Origin of the sequence: Tahibacter amnicola (assembly GCF_025398735.1) — a bacterium.
Taxonomy (GTDB): Bacteria; Pseudomonadota; Gammaproteobacteria; order Xanthomonadales; family Rhodanobacteraceae; genus Tahibacter; species Tahibacter amnicola.
In genome coordinates this window covers 2,169,898-2,184,782 of the sequence record NZ_CP104694.1, presented here as the reverse complement: position 1 = coordinate 2,184,782, position 14,885 = coordinate 2,169,898, and the positions used below count along the sequence as shown (strand labels likewise).

The 14,885-nt window shown below is 67.0% G+C and carries 12 protein-coding genes and 1 tRNA gene; 9 read left to right on the top strand and 4 right to left on the bottom strand.

Going from position 1 to position 14,885, the window contains the following annotated elements:
* The first annotated feature begins 8 nt into the window (after nt 1–8).
* Nucleotides 9–1,946 (top strand): LVIVD repeat-containing protein, encoded by a 1,938-nt coding sequence (locus N4264_RS09290; protein WP_261696757.1) that lies wholly within the window; start codon nt 9–11, stop codon nt 1,944–1,946.
* 238 nt (nt 1,947–2,184) lie between these two features.
* On the opposite strand, the gene N4264_RS09285 is transcribed toward N4264_RS09290, so the two are convergent.
* Genes N4264_RS09285 through N4264_RS09270 form a run of 4 tightly spaced genes read right to left on the bottom strand, consistent with a single transcriptional unit; the run spans nt 2,185 to nt 5,895 of the window.
* Nucleotides 2,185–2,787, bottom strand: coding sequence for a class I SAM-dependent DNA methyltransferase (locus N4264_RS09285; RefSeq protein WP_261696756.1), 603 nt, complete (start codon nt 2,785–2,787; stop codon nt 2,185–2,187).
* 55 nt (nt 2,788–2,842) lie between these two features.
* A complete protein-coding gene (locus N4264_RS09280) occupies nt 2,843–3,208 on the bottom strand; it encodes an MmcQ/YjbR family DNA-binding protein (protein WP_261696755.1) in 366 nt (121 codons plus the stop codon).
* A gap of 3 nt (nt 3,209–3,211) precedes the next feature.
* Nucleotides 3,212–3,967 carry a L,D-transpeptidase family protein gene (locus tag N4264_RS09275; RefSeq protein WP_261696754.1) on the bottom strand — a complete coding sequence of 252 codons (756 nt, stop codon included), beginning with the start codon at nt 3,965–3,967 and terminating at the stop codon, nt 3,212–3,214.
* A gap of 11 nt (nt 3,968–3,978) precedes the next feature.
* Complete coding sequence (locus N4264_RS09270; RefSeq protein ID WP_261696753.1) at nt 3,979–5,895, bottom strand: SUMF1/EgtB/PvdO family nonheme iron enzyme; 1,917 nt, start codon at nt 5,893–5,895, stop codon at nt 3,979–3,981.
* Nucleotides 5,896–5,992: 97 nt separating this feature from the next.
* Here N4264_RS09270 and N4264_RS09265 point away from each other — a divergent pair, with 97 nt between their 5' ends.
* The 8 genes from N4264_RS09265 to N4264_RS09230 all read left to right on the top strand — a co-directional run bounded on the left by N4264_RS09265 (nt 5,993) and on the right by N4264_RS09230 (nt 14,882).
* Nucleotides 5,993–7,081: a ribonuclease D gene (locus N4264_RS09265; protein ID WP_261696752.1), complete on the top strand. Its 1,089-nt coding sequence runs from the start codon at nt 5,993–5,995 to the stop codon at nt 7,079–7,081.
* Nucleotides 7,082–7,251: 170 nt separating this feature from the next.
* On the top strand, nt 7,252–7,377 hold the full coding sequence (locus tag N4264_RS09260) for a hypothetical protein (protein WP_261696751.1): 126 nt from the start codon (nt 7,252–7,254) through the stop codon (nt 7,375–7,377).
* A 91-nt stretch (nt 7,378–7,468) separates the two neighbouring features.
* Nucleotides 7,469–9,994, top strand: coding sequence for a bifunctional aspartate kinase/homoserine dehydrogenase I (gene thrA, locus N4264_RS09255; RefSeq protein ID WP_261696750.1), 2,526 nt, complete (start codon nt 7,469–7,471; stop codon nt 9,992–9,994).
* Between the two features lie 105 nt (nt 9,995–10,099).
* Entirely contained in the window at nt 10,100–11,023 is a 924-nt protein-coding gene (locus N4264_RS09250; protein ID WP_261696749.1) for a homoserine kinase, read from the top strand.
* Nucleotides 11,020–12,318, top strand: a complete 1,299-nt coding sequence (gene thrC, locus N4264_RS09245) for a threonine synthase (protein ID WP_261696748.1) — start codon at nt 11,020–11,022, stop codon at nt 12,316–12,318. The genes N4264_RS09250 and thrC overlap by 4 nt, the downstream gene beginning before the upstream one ends.
* A 119-nt stretch (nt 12,319–12,437) precedes the next feature.
* A tRNA-Ala gene (locus N4264_RS09240) sits at nt 12,438–12,513 on the top strand.
* Nucleotides 12,514–12,777: 264 nt separating this feature from the next.
* Nucleotides 12,778–14,226, top strand: a complete 1,449-nt coding sequence (locus tag N4264_RS09235; RefSeq protein WP_261697604.1) for a DUF3375 domain-containing protein — start codon at nt 12,778–12,780, stop codon at nt 14,224–14,226.
* 17 nt (nt 14,227–14,243) lie between these two features.
* Nucleotides 14,244–14,882: a DUF4194 domain-containing protein gene (locus N4264_RS09230; RefSeq protein ID WP_261696747.1), complete on the top strand. Its 639-nt coding sequence runs from the start codon at nt 14,244–14,246 to the stop codon at nt 14,880–14,882.
* Nucleotides 14,883–14,885 lie beyond the last annotated feature (3 nt).

Here is a 14,885-nt window from a genome sequence, read left to right as displayed (position 1 = left end):
AGTTTTCAATGAGAATGCGTGCCCTCCCCCTCGCCCTCAGCATTTCTGTCCTTCTCGCCGCAGCCGGCACCGCCGCCGCCCAGCCCCCTGCCGCCATGCAGTTCCAGGCGGCGCAGGGCGGCAGCCTGAACGATCCGGTGGTGGTTGATGATTTCGTCTACGTGGCAGCCGGTTCCACCGTCAGTGCGTGGCAGACCGGTGCCGGCGCGCCAACGCTGCGCGGCGATACCCGCCACGCGCCGGCCCCCGGCTGGCTCACCGGACTGGTACGCCGCGGCGACTACCTGTACGCCAGCTATCGCGTCTATTCCGGCGCACCGGATGGCGTGGCGATCTTTTCCATTGCCGAGCGCGCTCGACCGCGCCTGGTCGGCCACGTCGACAACTACACCAGCGCACCGATCCGGAATGCGCAAAGCGTGGCCCTGGCAGGCGACCACCTCTTGCTGCTCGACAGCGAGAACGGCATTTTTGCCGCCCCGCTGACCCAGCCGGAAGCCCCGGTGTTCGCGCCGGCCTACGCCAGCTGGGGACACTATGACCACGCCACGGTCGTCGGCAATCGACTCTACACGGTGGGTCGCAATTTCATTTCCGGCACCGTGCTGGAAATCTTCGACATCACCCAGCCTACGGCGCCGCAATCCCTCGGGACCGCTGGTCTGGACGGTTTTGACAACTTCCGGTTGAAGGTGAAACCGCCCTATGCCTACGGATTCGGCGTGGCCGTCGCGATCAGCGACCTGACCGATCCCGCCAATATCGTCGCACGCGGCCGGGTCGACTCGCCGGTGGCCTATGAGGGCGTGGTTCTACAGGACGTGGCCTGGAGTCTCGGCCTGGATGGCCTGGATACCTGGTCCATCGCCAACCCGGATGCGCCGGCGGCGCGCGGTCATTTCGCCATCGACACCTTCGCTACTGTTGCGACAGCACAAGCCGATTCACGGGTCTTACTCGGCACGCGCGCGGACCGGCTCGTCCAGCTGTCAGCGGCCAACCCGCTGCAGCCGACGGTCGATGGCGTCGGTGTGCTGCCGGGAGGGACGGCAACGCTTGATGCGGCGCTGCGCGGCGATACCCTGCTGCTCCTGGGCAACGCCTATGGGCTCAATATCGCCGACGCCGCATCGCTCAATCCGGCAGGACGCTACGAAACCAGTATCGAGCCCGTGCTCCAGGCGCGCGCCTTCGAGCAGATGCACGTGGATGGCAATCGTGCCTACCTCGCCAGCTGGGGATCGGGCCTGGTGATCGCGGACATCACCCAGCCGCGCACCCCCGTTGAGCTGGGCCGCTTCGCGTTCGGCTTCGCGTCCGCGGTGACGGCGGCGGGCAACATGGTCTACGTCGGGCGCTCCACCAACGGTGGCATGCTCCAGGTGGTCGATGTCACCAACCCGGCACAACCGGTCGCGCGCGGCGGACTGGAAACGCGGCGGGTGTCGCGTCTGGCGCACCACGGCCATCACGTCTTCCTCGCCGGCCAGGCGGAACCCGGCGGCGAAACGGGCGGGCTGGCCGTCGTGGATGTGACCAACCCCGACCAGCCAGCCGTCGTCACGACCTATGCCGGCTGCACCACGGCACTGGACGTCTCGCTCAATCAACAGGGCACGCTCGCAGCCGTTGCCTGCGGCACGACCACTCACGTGATCGATATCGGCCAGCCAGCCAACCCTGCTTTCCTTGGCGAATACGCCGTCGCGGCATCGACTGTCGCGCTGCGCGGCAGCACGCTCTACGTCGGCCACGACAATGGCGTGGACGAAGTCGACATCCACAATCCGGCCGCCCCGGTGCGGGTATCGCGCCATGATTTGCCGGCGCCCGCCCGTCGCCTGCTTGCCGCCGCTGATTCACGCGTGTTCGCCATGACGGATATTGCCGGTATATACGTCTATGCGTCCGACCAATTGTTCACCGACGGTTTTTCGGATCCCTGATCCATTAGCCGGGCGGGCGGCACACGCGATGCCGGCGCCGCCGGTAACTCGCTACTTTTAAAAGATGGGATGTCACTGCGACGCCGGGGCGCCCGGCGTCGTCTCCGCTTGCGGTGCCCGTCGCTCTCCTCCCCCACCCTCCCGACGGCGCACTGCGGCCGTCGCGATGCGCCGTGTCCCCGGTGCATCGCGGCGGCCGATTTTTTCCGGTATCAATGCGCGGAAAACCGGGACGTGATCAACGCGACGCGGATTCCATCGCGGTCACCCACGGTGCCTGGCGCGGCCCCACCCAGCCGTAGGATCCGACGCCCTGCAGGCCAGCCTCGGCGAACACCTGGCGATACCACTGCGCGGTTCGGCGCTGGAAACCGTCCATGTCGCCCACGAGCTGGTCGTCACTGGTGTAGACCTCCAGGTACGCCAGGCCCTCGAGCTGGTCGACGATGCCGCCAAGTCCGCGCTTGAGTTCTGCCGTCTTCACGTAATGCAGCACGTCGGCGCAAACGACCAGATCGAAGCGCTCGTCAAACCGCAGTTGAGCCAACTGGCCGAATGTGGCCTGGCGCAGGTTGCGCCGCCGCCCCCAGCGCGAAACGACGTATTCGCTCGGATCCAGCCCGAGATAGGCGGCATCCGGCCGCAGCGCCTTGAGCGGCTTGAACCAGGCGCCCTCGCCACAGCCCACGTCCAGGACGTTGCGGATGGGGCGGCCGATGTAGTGCTCGCACATCGCCACGGCCATGGCAACCTTGCGCGCCAGTGTCTGCGCAGTACCGACGCGATGGGTCTTGTCGCGGTACCACTTGTCGAAATAGGCGCGGTCGTACTGTTTGTTCATGAATAGTCACCAGATGCGGCCACGGCACGCATCGGGCGCACCGGACGTTCAGGGCTCACGAGCCGGCGAGTGCGGTCTGCGTCTTTTTCGGCAGCTTTTCGACGACGAGGTCATACGAGCGGCGAAGAAATGCGGCCAGTTCCTTCCTGTTGAGCGCCGCGGGATCGGTCACCGTCACCCAGAACGCCCGTGCCATGTAGTGCGCGGGCATGAAGCCAGGTTGATCGGTCAGCTCGAGGAAACGGTCCGGATCCACCTTGAAGGAGACGCGGCCGCGTTCGGGTCCGAGCGTGCAGTACACGGCGAACATCTTGTTCGCCACACTGAAGACCAGGTCGACCTCCCACTTGATCGACTGGGTGACGCCCGGCCAGCCTGAGCAGATCGCTTCCAGGTCCTTCGCTTCCAATGACGTGGCCATCCCCTATCCTTCACTGACAACGTAACGTTTGCCCTGCACCGTCACCCGCGGCGGCACGCGATGCCGCTCGAAGGCGTCGTAGCCGGGCTTGAGCTCCGACCAGAAGGCCTGCCATCGCGAACCACTCTCGGCCGCCAGCGCGGCGTCTTCCAGGCGGAACGGAAAGGCCTGCACCTCGACGGCGGGCTGGCCGCCGCGCAAGGCCGCTTCCACCAGAGTATAGATTTCCTCGATCGCCGCGTCGCCCATGGCGTAGCAGCCAATCGAAACGCACTGGCCGTGCACCATCAGGTAGTCGCCCGTGTAGGCGTGGGCGCGGTCGTAGGCGTTCGGATAGCCCAGGTTGAAGGCCAGATGGTAGGCGCTCGCCGGATTGAGCTGGCCGCGCGCGACGCGGTAGAACCCCTCCGGCGCCTGGCCGTCACCCTGCTTGGTCTTGGGGCCAAGTCGGCCGGAAAACGTGCAGATCGGGTAGGTGCGGAACAGCGCGTAGCGCCCGCCTTTGCCGGCGACCCACAGTTCCAGTTCGCGCTCCCGCTTGAAGATGCGCAGGAACACCGGTGCGGCAAAAGCCAGCCCCTTGGCTGCCAGGTCGCGCTCCAGGCGCGGCCGCACCCGTTCAGCCGCCGCGGCAGCGCGGTCGGAGGTCACGAACGTCCGCAAGGCCGAACGGGCATGGCCCTGCCCCAGCCACGCCGCCGCGACGATCGCCAGGGCCGCCAGGGCGATGCGCCCCGTCGACAGCCGAATTGAACGCATTGCGTCATCTCCTAAAGATCCCGGGCCACGCGGAAGCCCACGCGTGCGCTGCGTGTAATCGTCAGCGCCGACAATCGGAACGCGGATCTCACCTGATCGGGGTCACTCCCCCAGGATCCACCGCGCACCAGATGCCGCTCGCACCCCGGATTGACCCACGCCCGGCTGTCGCGCGGCGCGCGGATGTAGTTTTCGTGCCAGCAGTCTTCCACCCACTCGGACACGTTGCCGTCCATATCGAACAGGCCCAGCGGGTTGGCCGCAAAACTGCGCACCGGCCCGGGCCCCCAGAAACCGTCCGTATAGCGTTCGAAGGCTTTGCGCCAGGTCCGGTGTGCGGGCGAGCGGTCGCCGGCCCCTGTGACGTTGGCCAGCGGGCGCGGCGGATTGCCATCGCCCCACCAGAACCGGGTGGTCGATCCGGCGCGAAGCGCATACTCAAACTCGGCCTCGGACGGCAGCCGGTAGCGCTTTCCCGTGCGCGCCGACAGCCATTCGAGGTAGGCCACGGCGTCGGCCCACGAGACATGGACTACCGGAAGGTTGTCCTGCGCGCGCTTGCCGCGGTAGTCATTCTGCCAGGTGATGCCTGCCCCATCGGCCATGCGGCCGCTGTTTTCGTCGTAGACGCTGGAATGGCCTTCCTTCTCGGCGGTGGTCACGTACGAGGCGGCACGCACGAATTCGCGGAATTCAGCCACCGTCACTTCGGTGCGCCCCAGGGCGAAACCGCTGGTGATGACGACTTCGCGCTGCGGGCCCTCGGTTTCGCGATGCCCCTCCTCGCTCTCGGGCGATCCCATCAGGAACCGGCCGGTCGGCACCACGACCACCGGCGGTGCATTGCCGCTGCGGTCCAGGTAGGGGTCGGTGACGACTTCGCCTGGCCGGAGGCTCGCGTACAAACGCGCATTTTTTATTTTTTCCTGGAATTCATCGAGACCAGGCAGGTCGGCGCTGATCGCCTGGGCCTGCCTGGCCAGCTGCTCGGCGAGGTCAGCGCTACCGGAATCGAGTGCGGACTGCGCCTGCGCCAGCACCGTGCCCGCGCGCTGGCGGCGCACGCCTTCGGTGCGGGTCCGCGTGTCGAGCAGCTGCTGTGAACCGGGCACGATCTGCTCGGCCTTGGCCAGGATGGCGTCGGCAGCGGCGAAGTCGTCGCGCGCAACAGCGGCGAGTGCGCCGTCGAGCACCGTGCGCTGGATCTGCTCCAGGCCCTGCCGCGCGACGAGATTGGCCGGATCCAGCGTCAGCACCTGTCGATAGGTATCGATGGCGCTGGCACCGGCAGGCTCGAGGTCCCGGCCCTGCTTGAGCCGATCGGCGGCCGTCGCCAGGAGCGGCGTGACCTGCCGCAGCAACTTGAGTCGTTCGCGCAGTTCCACGAAAGACTGCCGATCGATTTCCGCTCGCTCCAAACCTGCTAGCAGCCGCTCGGATTCTTTCGCATCACCCTGGTCCAATGCGGCAGTGACCGCCGCCACCAGGGCGTCGCGTACCGCGGCGACACCGGCCTTGGCGCGACGATTGTTCGCATCTTCCGCCAGCACGGATTGATACAGTGCCAGGGCATTGGCGTCATCCGGTTCGAACAGATGCCCTTCGGCCAGGGCGGCATCGGCCTTGGACAAGGTGGCCGCGATGTTTGCCGTCGCCGGCTTTTCCGGCTCGGTGGGCGGCTCCGGAATCACCTCCATGGTGCCGGCCAGTTCACGCGGTGGCCCCATCAGGATGGGGGCTGCTTCCACCGGCCGCAGGCCGATCGGCGGCGGCGCGGAGGTGTGTACGGGGATCGGCGCCGTGCGCGTGGTCGGTGAGACGTGGATCAGACCCGGAAAAAACCGATAGACGAGGGCAAACCCGAGCAGGGCGATGCCCGCGGCACCACCCCAGGTGGTCTGCTTGCGGAAGTTTTCGTTGCCGGGCATTCGAATGATGTGACAGCAAGGGCGCCCTCAACTTAGGCTAACGCGTTCGGCCTGACAACTGTTCCTACTGCAACGCAACACCGCGCCCGGAGAACCCGTGTACCACTGGATCGACACCGCCAACGCCCTCGCCGACATCGGCGCACATGCGACGCCAGGCAGCCTGATCGGCCTGGATACCGAGTTCATGCGCGTCGACAGCTTCTACCCGCAGCTGGCGCTGCTGCAGGTCAACCTCGGCGGCCACGTCGCACTGATCGATCCCCTCGCGCTGGACGGCCTGGACGGTTTCAGCGCAACGCTGTCCGACACGCGCAACACCTGCATCATGCATAGCGCCAGCGAAGACCTCGAAGCGCTGGCGCCCTCGGTGCCCGGCGGTATCGGCACCCTGTTCGACACGCAGATCGCCGCGGCGATGGCCGGCTACGGGCTGGGGCTGTCCTACCAGAAGCTGGTCGCCGCCATCACTGGCGTCGACCTGCCGAAGGCCGAGACGCGCTCGGACTGGACGCGCCGTCCACTGTCACCCGAACAACTCGACTATGCCGCGCAGGACGTGATCCACCTGCCAGCCGTTCACAGCGAACTGGAAGGCCGCCTGCGCGCGCTCGGTCGTGAGCAATGGCATGCAGAAGACTGCCGCCGCATGCTCGAGAAGTCCCGCGTGCGCGACGGCGACCCGGAACCCCAGCGCCACTTCAAGAGCGCCGCCGACTGGCCGCGCGAGCAGCAGGCCCTGCTGCGCCGCATCCTGTTGTGGCGGGAAGCGACGGCGCGACGCATCGACAAGCCGCGCCCCTGGGTACTGGACGATGCCCGTATTGCCGAATTCGTGCTGCGGCCGCCGGTCGACGTGGACGAGCTCTTCAGCCGATCCAAGGGTCTGCGTGCGCTGCGCGGTGCCCAGCGCGCCGAATTGTTCGACGTACTGCAGGCGCCACTGGAACCCGAAGAGCTCGACTTCGCACCGATCTTCCCCCTGCCGGCGCCCCGCGAAAAACGCATCCTTTCGGCCATGAAAGAGTCCGTGACGGCGATCGCCACGGAACTGGACTTGCCCGAGGGCCTGCTCTGCGCCCGGCGCCACCTCGAAGCACTGGTATTCGACAAGCGCTGGCCGGACGCCCTGGATGGCTGGCGCAAACCGCTGCTGCAGGGCAGCCTGATGTCCAAATTGGCATAAATGGACCCCGCACCGCGCCGCCGCCCACGCCGGACCGGCCCCGCTGCGCAACCGGCGACTATCCAATCGCCTGCGCGCGGATGCCACTGTCCGACAAATGCCCGCCAGCCGCCGGGCTTATGCCCGCGACGTCCTTGACACGGTCGCGTCGGATCCGTTTCACTCGACCCATGCGCACCTTCCCCGCCACCGTCAGCAGCATCCGCCAGGCCATCGGCCCGGCGACGCCTGCCATCGGCGGCGGTATTACGACCACGTCCACCACTACCGTGGTGCGGCGGGTCGTGCGCGAATAGTTCTTAACGCAAACGGCCCCCGCACCTCGATCAGGATGCGGGCCGGCCCCGCCCCCATCCCGACCGAGCGCGAGGCCCCACCGGAGGCTTCATGAAATCGCTCGCCGTCACTCTCGCTGATCCCCCGAAACCTGGCGCGGCGGGTGTCCTGCCCGCCCAGCCGCTCACCATCGCGCACAAGTTCGGCGGCACCTCCGTGCTCAATGCCGAGCGCTATCGCCACGTCGCCAGCCTGCTCGTGGCCCGCGAAGAGGCCGTACAGGCCACGGTCGTTTCAGCCATGAAGGGCGTCACGGACGATCTCATCGGACTGGCCATGGCGGCCGCCGCCAACACCACCAGCTGGCGCGAACGCCTGGCGCAACTGCGCGAACGCCACGTCGTTGCCGCCAACGCGCTGCTGGGCGAGAAGGCCGCCGCCACGCTGGAATGGTTCGAAGCCCGCTTCACGGAACTGGGCGAAGTCCTGCACGCGCTGTCGGTGCTGGGCACACCGCCGCGCGAGGCGCTTGAGCTCGTGCAGGGACTGGGGGAGGTGTATTCCGCGCGCCTGCTGGCCGACTACCTGGCCGCGCAAGGCGAAGACGTGGCAATGCTCGACGCACGCGACGTCCTCGTGGTGCGCCATGGCGACCTGGGGGTCGATGTCGACTGGTCCGAAAGCGGAGCGAAATTCGCCGCCTGGCGCGAAGCCCACCCGGCCCGCCGCGTGGTGATCACCGGCTTCGTGGCCCGCGACGATTCCGGTCGCGTCACCATCCTGGGCCGCAATGGCAGCGACTATTCCGGCGCCATCTTTGCTGCATTGTTCCATGCGCAAGAATTACATATCTGGACCGACGTCGACGGCGTGCTCTCCGCCGATCCGCGCCTGGTGCCCGAGGCGGTACCGCTGGCGGCGCTGAGCTACCACGAGGCCTGCGAACTGGCCTATTTCGGCGCCAAGGTCGTGCATCCGCAGACCATGACCCCGGCCATCACGCGGGGCACGCCGATCCTCATCCGTAATACATTCCGTCCCGACCACCCGGGCACGCGCATCGCCGCCGTGGGCGACGACGCCGGCCCGGTCAAGGGTCTCACTCTGTGTCCGGACCTGGCACTGGTCAACCTGGAAGGCGCCGGCATGATCGGTGTACCCGGTACTGCCGAGCGCGTCTTTGCCGCACTGCGGGACGCGCGTGTTTCGGTGGTGATGATCTCGCAGGGCTCCTCGGAACATTCCATCTGCTGCGTCGTGCGCGAAAGCGAAGCACAGGTGGCGCGCGTCGCCCTCGAACACGCCTTCGTGCGTGAGCTGGCGAACGGACAGGTGCAGAGCGTCCAGCTGACGCGGCGCATCAGCGTGCTGGCGGCCGTCGGCGACGGCATGGCAGGTACGCCCGGCGTGGCGGCCCGGCTGTTCGAGACACTGGGCCGGGCGCGCGTCAACATCCGCGCGATCGCCCAGGGCGCATCGGAGCGGAACATCTCGGTGGCCATCGCCAGCGACGACGCCGACAAGGCCCTGCGCGCCGCGCACGCGGGCTTCTGGCTCTCGCCGCAGACCCTTTCGGTCGGCGTCATCGGCCCCGGCAAAGTCGGCGCGGCACTGCTCGACCAGATCCACGCCGCGGTCGGCCGCCTGAAGCAGACGGCCAATCTCGACCTGCGGCTGCGCGCCGTCGCCTCGCGCCAGAAGATGTGGCTCGACGAATTCGGCGAAACTGGCAACTGGCAGCAACGCCTCGCCGATTCGCCAACCCCGACCGATCTCGATGCCTTTGTGCGTCACCTGCAATCGGCCCACCTGCCGCACACGGTCATCATCGATTGCAGCGCCAGCAACAGCGTCGCCGAGCGCTATCCCGAATGGCTGGCCGCCGGCATCCACGTCATCACGCCGAACAAGCAGGCCGGTGCCGGCCCGCTCGAACGCTACCGGGCGATCCGCGCCGCCTGCCATTCCAGCGGGGCGCGTTTCCGCTACGAAGCCACGGTCGGTGCCGGACTTCCGGTCGTCACCACCCTGCGCGACCTGCTCGATACCGGCGATGAGCTGGTCGCTATCGAAGGCATCTTCTCCGGCACCCTGGCGTGGCTGTTCAATCGGTATGACGGCAGCAAGCCCTTCTCCGCCCTGGTGCGCGAGGCACACGCCATGGGCTACACCGAGCCCGACCCGCGCGACGACCTCTCCGGCACGGACGTTGCGCGCAAGCTCGTCATCCTCGCGCGCGAAGCCGGCAATGCGCTGTCGCTCAACGAGGTGCAGGTGCAGAGCCTCGTGCCGGAAGGGCTGCGCTCCGCGGCAGCCGATGCATTCATGGCGCGGCTGGAAGAACTCGATGCACCGATGGCCGCGCGCCATGCGACGGCCACCCGGGCCGGCAACGTTCTGCGGTACGTCGCACGCCTGGACAAGGACGGCAAGGCGAGCGTCGGCCTGGTCGAGCTGCCCGGCGACCACGCCTTCGCGCATCTGCGCCTGACCGATAACATCGTGCTCTTCTCCACGCGGCGCTACTGCGAAAATCCGCTGGTCGTACAGGGTCCCGGCGCCGGGCCGGAGGTCACTGCCGCCGGCGTCTTCGCCGACCTGCTGCGCGTCGCGGCCGCACTGGGCGCGCGCGTGTAGCACACGGGCACGGACGCTTTGCACAGGCCCGCCGCATCCTGCGGCGGCGCCCGTGCGCGGGCCGTACCGGAGACTGTATTTCTTCCGTTTCAGCGTGATGGGCCTATGTCACAGACGATTACCGCCTTTGCACCCGCCTCCGTCGGCAATATCGGCGTAGGCTTCGACATCCTCGGGCACTCGCTCGCCGGACCCGGCGACCGCGCCACGGTCCGTCGCACCGACACCCCCGACGTGCGCATTTGCGCCATTCGCAACGCCAGCGTCGAACTGCCGCTGGACGCCGCCAGCAACACCGCCGGTGCCGCATTGATCGCCCTGCGCGAATCGCTGCAGCTGCCCTATGGCTTCGAGGTGGAACTGGACAAGGGCATCCCGATGGGCTCGGGGATGGGCGGCTCCGCTGCGTCCTGCGTAGCAGCCCTGGTCGCCGCCAATGCCCTGCTGGACCAGCCGCTTCGCGCGGCCGATCTCTACCCCTTCGCCGTCACGGGCGAGACGGTCGCCAGTGGTGGGCGCCACGGTGACAATGTCGGGCCGATGCTGCTGGGCGGCGTCGTCCTCGCCACCGCCGACACGACCGTATCGGTACCGGTTCCGGACGAATGGCATTGTGTACTTGTCCATCCACACGCGATCCTGGAAACCCGCCGCGCCCGCGAGGCGCTCAAGGGTGCCTACGAACTGCGCGAATTCGTCGCCCAGAGCGCCAATCTCGCCCTGGTGCTCGCCGGCTGCTGGCGCGGCGATGCCGCCCTGGTCCGGCGCGGACTGTCCGACGTACTGGTCGAACCGCGCCGCGCCCCCTTGATCGAAGGATTCGGCGCCGTAAAGGCCGCCGCCCTCGACAGCGGCGCGATGGGTGCGAGCATTTCCGGGGCCGGCCCCAGTGTGTTCGCGTGGTTTGAATCGCGCGCCGCCGCCGAGGCCGCGGCACCGGCGATGCGGGCGGCGTTCCGCGACGCCGGTTTTGACAGCGAATCGCATATTTCCCCCGTTGCCGGTCCTGCCGCAGAGGTCATCGCATGAAGTTCGTTTCCACCCGCGGCAGTACCGCACCCACGGGGCTTGGTGCCGCAATCGCCGCGGGCCTGGCGCCCGACGGCGGGCTCTACGTGCCTGCGGTGCTGCCGCAGCTGTCGACGGCCGATTTCGCGGGCGCCGACACCCTGCCTGCGATCGCCACGCGCCTGCTCACCCCCTTCTTCGCGGGCGACCCGCTGGCGAGCGATCTGGATGCGATCTGCACCCGCGCGTTTGACTTTCCCGCGCCGCTCAAGCCGCTGTCCACGCCCCAGGACCATGTGCTGGAGCTGTTCCACGGCCCGACGGCGGCGTTCAAGGACTTCGGCGCGCGGTTCCTCGCCGAGTGCCTGTCTCGGCTGCAGAAGAACGGGCAACGCCCGCTGACGATCGTCGTGGCCACTTCGGGCGATACGGGCGCGGCCGTCGCGGCCGCCTTCCATCGCCAGCCCGGGCTGCGCGTCGTGGTGCTCTATCCGGACGGGCGCGTCTCGCCCCGCCAGGCGCACCAGCTGGGTTGCTTCGGCGACAACATCACTACCTTCAAGGTGCAGGGTTCGTTCGACGACTGCCAGGCGCTGGTCAAGCAGGCGCTCAATGATGCCGACCTGCAGGCGATCACTCCGCTGAGCTCCGCCAACAGCATCAGCCTGGGCCGGCTCCTGCCCCAGATGAGCTACTACGCCGACGCGTCGCTGCGCCACTGGCGGACCCAGGGCGAGCCGCTGAACCTCGTGGTGCCGACCGGCAACCTCGGCAACGCCTTCGCGGGCGTGCTGGCCAGGGCGGTCGGCCTTCCGATCGGTCGCATCGTGCTGGCGACCAATGCCAACGATGTCTTGCCCGCGTATTTCCACGGCGCTCCCTACACCCCTCGCGCCAGCGTACCGACGCTCGCCAACGCGATGGACGTGGGCGCACCCAGCAATTTTGAACGGCTGCGCTGGCTCTATCCCGACGACAACACCCTGCGCGGCAGCTTCCAGGCGCATGCGGTGGAAGACGCCACCATCCGCGACACCATCCGGCAGCGCAATGACGCACACGGCGAGGTCTTCTGCCCCCATACCGCGACAGCCATCGCCATTCTGGCCGGCCTGCGTCGGGAAGGTGTACCGGGGCATTGGGCCGTGGCGGCCACCGCCCATCCGGCCAAGTTCGAAAGTATCGTCGAGCCGCTGGTCGGCCGTCCGGTCGCCGTACCGGCGGCGCTGGCCGAGCTGCTGGCACGACCGGCCCATGCCACCCCCATGGCGGCCCACTATCCCGCCTTCCGGGAGCGCCTGGCCCAACTACCCTGATCCCTCCCGCCACGCCGGCGCGCCAAAACACCTATTTCAACACCCGGGCTTGGCATCCCCTTCAACCCGATGTACTATGCGCCCCCTTCGCGCTGGCACGCCAGCGCGAACGATTCATTGGGGCGGTAGCTCAGCTGGGAGAGCGTCGCGTTCGCAATGCGAAGGTCGAGGGTTCGATCCCCTTCCGCTCCACCAATGAAGAACCCGAGCCGAAAAGCTCGGGTTTTTTTTCGCCTGCGGCACGGCACGCCGGCTACTCGGTACCGTCGCGGAAGGCGAGTTCGGATTACTCCTCAGCAACCGTGACGTCACGCACCTCCGGACGGCTTCGGCCGGTGGGAAACCACGCCGGGGCGGACCGGTCGCGCTAAACTGCCGGATGTTCCGCACTGCCCGCTCTCACGTTGGCGCGAGCGGCTTCACAGCGAAGTAGTTTCCGGAATTCTGCGCCCAGTGACACTGGATTACGCCACTCTCGACGCACTGCGCGCGCACCATCCCGCGTGGAGGTTGCTTCGTTCCGATCACGCAGCCCTCGTGGCCAGTTTCCTGCACCGGGTCTTTGTCGCGCCCAATGTGCGCGCGGTCGCCGAAACTGACCTCGCCGAGGCACTGGAAGACGAACTGTTCGCCCTGCGTCAGCGCAACGGCGACGAAGCCTTTCCGCGCCCTGCGCTGCACTACCTCAATGACTGGGCGGCCGCCGACAAGGGGTGGCTGCGCAAATACTACCGGCCCGGAACCGACGAAGCCCAGTTCGACCTCACGCCGGCTACCGAAAAGGCGATCGCGTGGCTGACGCAACTGGCCGAGCGGCAGTTCGTCGGCACTGAATCCCGCCTGCTCACCTTGTTTCATCTGCTTGAACAGATGCGCGACGGAACTGAAACCGATCCGGAAAAGCGCATCGACGAACTCCGGAAAAAACGTCAGGCCATCGATGCGGAGATTGCCCGTGTGGCCGATGGCGACATTCCGGTTCTTGATGACACATCACTGAAAGACCGCTTTCTGCAATTCACGCAAGGCGCACGGGAACTGTTGGCCGACTTTCGCGAAGTGGAACACAACTTCCGCCAGCTCGACCGGCGCGTCCGCGAAAGAATTGCCCTGTGGGAAGGCAGCAAGGGCGCCCTGCTGGAAGAGATCATCGGCGAACGCGACACGATTGCCGAATCAGACCAGGGCAAGAGCTTTCGCGCGTTCTGGGATTTCCTGCTCTCCAGCCGTCGACAGGAAGAACTGTCGCAACTGCTCGATCACGCGCTCAACCTGGGCGCCGTGCAGGAGCTGGAGCCCGACATGCGCCTTCGCCGCATCCACTACGACTGGATGGAGGCAGGCGAGCACACCCAGCGCACGGTCGCGCAACTGTCGCAGCAGTTGCGGCGATTTCTCGACGACCAGGTCTGGCTGGAAAACCGGCGCATCATGGATATCCTGCACGGCATTGAAAGCAAGGCGATCGCCCTGCGCCAGGAACCGCCGGACGGTACCGTCACGACGGTCGCCGATATCACGTCCGATATCGAGCTGGCGATGGAACGGCCAATGTTCACGCCGGCCATCAAGCCGACGATCACGGATGCCGTTCTGCAAAGCGGCGAAATGAATGTCGACGCATCCGTCCTGTTCACCCAGGTCGTCGTGGACAGGGCGCGCCTTACCCGGCATATCCGCAACGCGCTGCAGGAACGAACTCAGATCAGCTTGCGCGAACTCATCACGACGCAACCACTGGAGCACGGACTCGCCGAGCTGGTCGCCTACCTTCAGCTAAGTAACGAAATTTTCCGCAGCGTCACCGATGAATCCGTCACGGACACCATCACCTGGCAAGCCTGCGGTGATGACGGCCACCCCGTTACGCGGCGCGCCGACGTGCCGCGCATCCTCTTCCTGCGCTGAGGCAAGCCGGAACTCCCATGGACGAATCATTCACGCCGCCGGCCACATCCTCCGCCCCGGATTTGTCGGTACTGCTGATCGGCTTGCTCAAGCGCGTCCAGTACCGGGAAGACGACGAACCGCTCTGGAGCGCCTTGCTGCGTCTGCAAGCCCGGATACGCGACTACGTCGCGGTCCTGAACCTGGAGCTGATCCTTGACGAAGCCGAGGGATATGCCTTCCTCAAGAGCCGCGCAGAGCCCGGCGAGGACGATCCTTCACCGCGCCTGCCCCGACTCATCGCCCGGCGTCCCTTGACTTACGCAGTGAGTCTGCTGCTGGCCCTGCTACGCAAGAAGCTCGCGGAATTTGACGCCGGCGGCAGCGACACGCGCCTGGTGTTGAGCCGGGACGACATTGTGGAACTGGTTCGCGTATTCCTGCCGGACGGACCCAACGAAGCCCGGCTGATCGACCAGATGGAAGCGACCATCAACAAGGTCGTCGATCTTGGCTTCCTGCACCGCCTGAAACCCTCGACAGGCACGTCCGCTCCGACGAACTACGAGGTCCGCCGCATCCTGAAAGCCTTCGTCGACGCGCAATGGCTCGCCGAGTTTGATGCCCGCCTTTCCAACTACCAGAACCAGCTCGCCAACTCAGGGGTACGCACGTGAGGA